4 protein-coding genes are annotated in these 5,624 nt (G+C 64.3%); 3 read left to right on the top strand and 1 reads right to left on the bottom strand.

Translation table 11 applies throughout. From position 1 onward, the window contains the following. Positions 1 to 50 precede the first annotated feature (50 nt). The 3 genes from IRZ12_RS15150 (at position 51) to IRZ12_RS15140 (ending at position 3,775) form a co-directional block, all read left to right on the top strand. On the top strand, positions 51 to 1,205 hold the full coding sequence (locus IRZ12_RS15150) for an MFS transporter (protein ID WP_296470101.1): 1,155 nt from the start codon (positions 51 to 53) through the stop codon (positions 1,203 to 1,205). A gap of 92 nt (positions 1,206 to 1,297) precedes the next feature. Then, positions 1,298 to 3,121, top strand: a complete 1,824-nt coding sequence (locus tag IRZ12_RS15145; protein WP_296470098.1) for a PAS domain S-box protein — start codon at positions 1,298 to 1,300, stop codon at positions 3,119 to 3,121. A 12-nt stretch (positions 3,122 to 3,133) separates the two neighbouring features. Continuing rightward, positions 3,134 to 3,775, top strand: a complete 642-nt coding sequence (locus tag IRZ12_RS15140; RefSeq protein ID WP_296470096.1) for a glutathione S-transferase family protein — start codon at positions 3,134 to 3,136, stop codon at positions 3,773 to 3,775. A 10-nt stretch (positions 3,776 to 3,785) separates the two neighbouring features. Here IRZ12_RS15140 and IRZ12_RS15135 read toward each other — a convergent pair. Continuing rightward, on the bottom strand, positions 3,786 to 5,624 hold a 1,839-nt coding region (locus IRZ12_RS15135), incomplete at its 5' end, for a choline BCCT transporter BetT (protein ID WP_296470093.1).

Below are 5,624 nucleotides of genomic sequence, written 5' to 3'. Positions count from 1 at the left end.
TGACCACGCCGAGCAGCGAACGCAGCCCCACCCCCTTTAGCCTCCGAAAAATTGCCGTCCCGGCCTTCGGCCCCTCGATCCTCTATGGCATCGGAAACGGCGCCATTCTGCCCGTCATCGCCCTGAGCGCGCGCGAACTCGACGCTTCGGTGGCGCTGTCCGGACTCATCGTCTCCCTCATCGGCATCGGTTCCCTGGTCAGCAACATTCCGGCCGCATTGATCACCTCGCGCTACGGCGAAAAGCGCTCCATGGTGGGCGCCGCCGCCCTCAGCGTCGTGTCGCTAGTGCTCTGCATCTTCGCGGTCCACGTGTGGATGCTGGCCACCGGCGTATTCCTGGTGGGCGTGGCGGCGTCGGTGTTCCTGCTCGCGCGCCAGACCTATCTGATGGACGCCGTGCCGGCATACATGCGGGCACGGGCGCTCTCCACGCTCGGAGGCACCAACCGCATAGGCGTGTTCGTCGGCCCGTTCGCCGGGGCGGCGCTCATCCATTTCATCGGATTGCAAGGGGGGTACTGGATCGGCCTGGCGGCAATGGCCGGCGCGGGCTTGATCGCCCACCTGGCGCCCGAAATGGCGCCACCCCAACGCCGCAGCGACCGCCACGCCAAGCCCAGGGTCCAAGATATCGCCCGTGACCACGCCAAGACCTTCCTCACGCTTGGACTGGGCATCCTGCTCGTCAGCGCCTTGCGCTCGTCGCGACAGGTGGTGGTCCCGCTCTGGGCCGACCATCTCGGCCTAGGCGCAACGGCGGCCTCGGTCATTTACGGCCTCGTCGCGGCGGTCGATATGTCCGTGTTCTACCCGGCCGGCACGGTCATGGACCGTTTCGGGCGCATATGGGTCGCACTCCCGTCCGCGCTGCTCATGGGGCTGTCGCTCATGCTCACGCCGCTCAGCACGGGCGTGACGACCTTTCTGCTGTTTTCGCTCATCCTGGGCTTCGGCAACGGCATTAGCTCGGGCATCGTCATGACCCTGGGCGCAGATGCCGCGCCGGCCCAAGGCCGCACCGAATTCCTCGGCATCTGGCGGCTCATCGCCGACATCGGCAACAGCGTCGGTCCGGTCATCTTGGCGGGGATTACGGCCATCGCCTCACTTGCGGTCGGCGTATCGGCAATCGGCACGCTCGGGCTGGGCGCGGCTGCCGTCTTCTGGAAATGGGTACCCAGAAAGCCTACGGCCTCCCATTGATTCCCAGCCCGGACGGCCTCGATTCACCTTGTTACAAGCGCCCAACGGCGGCGGTATAGACTCGACGTCTAAGTACTACCAAGGTGAACCCCTTGACCTCCTCTACCACGGACCCTCCCCGGCTCCGGCCCGAGGCCGACTCAGCCGGAGTCCGCCCCCCGGAGGAGCTCGCGCCGCAGGCTGCCGACGCCAACTTCCGGATGCTGGTCGACGGCATCGACAACTACGCCATTTTCATGCTCGACCCGAACGGTCACGTGGTGACCTGGAATACCGGGGCAGCGAAGATCAAGGGCTATGCCGCGCATGAGATCGTCGGCTCCCACTTTTCGGTCTTTTATACGGACGAGGCCGTCGCGCGCGGCTGGCCCGCCTACGAGCTCGAAGAAGCCGCCGCGCATGGCCGTTTCGAGGACGACGGCTGGCGCGTGCGCCAGGACGGCAGCGTCTTCTGGGCCAATGTGGTCATCACTGCCCTGCGCGACGCCTCCGGCCAGCTCAAGGGTTATGCAAAGATCACGCGGGACTTGTCCGAGCGCAGGCGACAATCCGAAGCGCTCAGGCAAAGCGAAGAACGTTTCCGCCTCCTGCTCGAGGGTGTCGAGGGTTACGCCATCTGCATGCTCGACGCCAATGGCGTCATCACGGGCTGGAACACCGGTGCTTCCCAGATCACCGGCTACCGCCGCGACGAGGCGGTCGGCTCCCACGTCTCGCTGCTCTACCCGGCCAGCGACCTAGCGCGCAGTAACGCAGACCATATCTTGCAGCGCGCGCGGCAGGGCGGACGGTCCGAAGAGGAAGGCTGGCGCCAACGGCGGGATGGCACCCTATTCTGGGCCCACGTGACCGTCACGGCAGTCTATGCCGACGACGACAAACTCCGGGGTTATGTCTCGATCACGCGCGACATGATCGATCGCCAGATTTCCCATTTGTCGCGCCTGGTCGACGACTTGCTGGACATTGGCCGCATCACGTCCGGCAAGATTGATCTGCGGCTGGCCGAGATCGACCTGCGCACCGTCATCGAACGCAGTATCGAATCGTCGCGCTTTCACTTCGATGCGCGCCGGCAGCGCATCGCCTGCGAACTGCCCGCCGAGCCACTGGTCGTCAAGGGCGACATGACCCGCCTGGTACAGGTCGTGCACAACCTGCTGCACAACGCATCCAAGTTTTCTCCCCCAGGCTGCACCATAGAAGTCGCCGCAACCAAAGACGCCAAATCAGCCACGATCATGGTGTGCGACCCCGGCCAAGGCATTCCCGAGCACGCGCTCGACGCCATCTTTCAACTGTTTGTCCAGGAAGGCCGGACCACCAACCCCACCGAGAGCGGCCTCGGCATCGGCCTGACGCTGTGCCGCTCACTGGTGCAACTGCACGGCGGCGCCATCTCGGCGGCGAGCGGCGGCCTTCACCAAGGCAGCACGTTCACGGTCCAGCTGCCCCTGGCCGAGCCCGCTCCCCGGCGCCGGCCGGCCTCCGGCTCGACCTTGCGCGCTGCCGACAGCAAGCGCATTCTCGTCCTCGACGACAATCGGGACTCGGCCGACAGCCTAGCCATGCTGCTCGAGCTCAAGGGCCACCAGGCCAAGGCCCTCTACTCTGCAGAAGCCGCGTTGCGGCTCGCACCGAGTTTTCAGCCACACGTGGTATTCATGGATCTTTCCATGCCCGGGATGGACGGCTTCGAAGCGCTGGCAGCGCTCAAGGCCCTGCCGCAGCTGGCAGCTGAAACGACCTTCATTGCGATGACGGGCTATGGGCAAGAGCAAGACCGGCAGCGCACTACCGAGGCGGGGTTTGACCTGCACTTGGTCAAGCCGGTAGACATTACCCAGTTGGGCTATATCGTCGATTCAACCCCGAACATATCCTTCCCATCCAAGGAGCGCACCACAGGCCATTAACAGGGAGGCATCATGCACGCCGAAATCATCTTCTACACCCATCCCATGTCACGCGGCCGCATCGTCCGATGGCTGCTGGAAGAAATCGGCCAACCGTACCGCACCGAGGTGCTGGAGTACGGGACTTCAATGAAAAGCCCGGAGTACCTGGCGATCAACCCCATGGGCAAGGTTCCCGCCATCCGCCACGGGGACACCGTCGTCACCGAGGCGGCGGCGATCTGCGCCTACCTGGCCGACGCCTTCCCGCAGGCAGGGCTTGCGCCGCCCCCCACGAGCCCGCTGCGCGGCCCGTACTACCGTTGGATGTTCTTCTGCGCCGGGCCGGTGGAGGCAGCGGTGACGAACCGGGCGCTAGGCGTGACCGTTCCAGACGACAAGCAACGCATGGTGGGCTACGGCACGCTGGCCACCGCCCTGGACGCGCTGGAAACGGCAGTAGCCGGCGATGCCTATGTGGCGGGAGACCGTTTTACCGCAGCCGACATCTACGTCGGCTCCCACCTGGCATGGGGCATGATGTTCGGCACGATCGAGAAAAGACCGGCCTTCGAGCGCTACGTCGAGCGCGTCACTCGCCGTCCGGCCGCGGCCCGCGCGGCGCAGATCGACGACGAATTGGCGGCGGCACTCCAAAAGCACGAAGGCGGCTGACGGCTGCCCGCTATCCCGCCACGTGCAGGAAGTGGCGATGCCGCTCGTATTGGTCGAGGATGTCCCCGATCACGGCGTCGCGCTTCCATCCCATGATGTCATAGTCCTGCCCGCCTTCGCGCAGGTGGACTTCGGCCCGGAAATATTTGCGCTGCTCCTCGTTCTCGGCCTCCGCCGCGGTCAGGCTGGGCCGTACGAAAGCCCGGGGTCGCACGGAATAGAAAAAATCCAGCGCGCCCAAGTGGATGACTTCCAAGGTGACCTCACCCTCTTCGCCCTCGGTGACGCGCGCCTCATAACCCAGCTTCTGCAGTTCTTCCACGACCGCTTCCATGGAGGGGCGCACGACGTCGGCGATGTACCGCATCACATGGGCGCGCCTGGGCATCATCACCATGTTCCGTAGCCTCGACTCCCAGGATTCGTCGCCGCCCGCGCCCCGAGACAGCGCCAGCGATTGATAATGGATGCGGCGTTTGGTGGCGTCGAGCTTGAGGGCCTTGAACAATCCCCACAAGGCAATGAGCAGCACGATGGAGAAGGGCAGCGCGCTGGCAATCGTGGCCGTCTGCAGCGCCTGGAGCCCGTCGGCGAGCAAAAGCGCCACTGCCACGACACCCATGAGCACGGACCAGAAAATACGCTGCCATACCGGCGTCCGCTCCGCGCCTCCCGAAGCGAGCAGGTCCACGACCAGCGCGCCCGAGTCGGCGGAGGTGACGAAAAACACCACGACCATGGCAATGGCCACCATGGAGAGCGCATGACCCCACGGGTAATGCTCGAGGAAAGCGAACAGCGCCAGCGAGCTGTCAGCCTTGACCGTATCCGCGAGGGTACCGAGGTGCTCGAACAACACGAGATGAATGGCGGAGCCGCCGAAAACCGTCATCCACAAGAAAGTGAACCCCGTCGGCACGAGCAAGACCCCGAGGACGAACTCACGGATGGTCCGCCCGCGCGAAATGCGGGCGATGAACAAGCCCACGAAAGGAGACCACGCGATCCACCACCCCCAATAGAATAAGGTCCAGCCGCCTATCCAGTCGGAGGGCTGATAGGCATAGAGATTGAAGGTCTTGGCGACGATGTCCGACAAATAAGCACCGATGTTCTGCAAGAAGCTCTGCAGCAGGAAAATGGTCGGGCCGACGGCCAGGACGAAGACCAGCAGGATCACTGCCAAGTAAAGATTGGTCTCGGACAGGATGCGTATGCCGCGATCCAATCCGCTCGCCACCGACAGCGTCGCTAGGCCGCACGCGACGGCGATCAGGATGATCTGGGTAAACGTACTGACCGGCGTACCGAACAGGTGATTGAGTCCGCTGTTGATCTGCACCACGCCCAGGCCGAGTGAAGTCGCCACGCCGAACACCGTGCTGATGATGGCAAAGACGTCTACCGCGTGGCCCAACGGGCCGTGGATGCGCTCGCCGATGAACGGATACAGCGCCGAACGCAAGGTAAGCGGCAGGCCGTGGCGATAGCTGAAGTAAGCGAGCATCATCGCTACCACGGCATAAATCGCCCAGGCATGCAGCCCCCAGTGGAAAAAGGTAATCTTCATCGCCTCGCGGGCGGCCGCGACCGTGCCCGCCTCGCCCATGGGGGGCGCGATCAGGTGCATGACGGGTTCGGCCACGCCGAAGAACATCAGCCCGATGCCCATGCCGGCAGAAAACAACATCGCGAACCAGGTGAAATTGCGGTAATCGGGTTCGCTGTGGTCCGGCCCCAGCTTGATGTTCCCGTAGCGGCTGACTGCGGCGAACACGACGGACAGCAGGATGATGGCCACCGTCAGGATATAGAACCAGCTGACGTTGGCCAGTATCCAGCCCTGCAC

The sequence above is a fragment of the Pigmentiphaga sp. genome (assembly GCF_019689535.1).
Lineage (GTDB): Bacteria > Pseudomonadota > Gammaproteobacteria > Burkholderiales > Burkholderiaceae_B > Pigmentiphaga.
This window is presented reverse-complemented; position numbering and strand designations above follow the sequence as displayed.

What these genes read in the sequence shown, in the direction of transcription:
- IRZ12_RS15140 (WP_296470096.1), top strand. Translation starts at nt 3,134, where the DNA reads ATGCACGCCGAAATCATCTTCTACACCCATCCCATGTCACGCGGCCGC.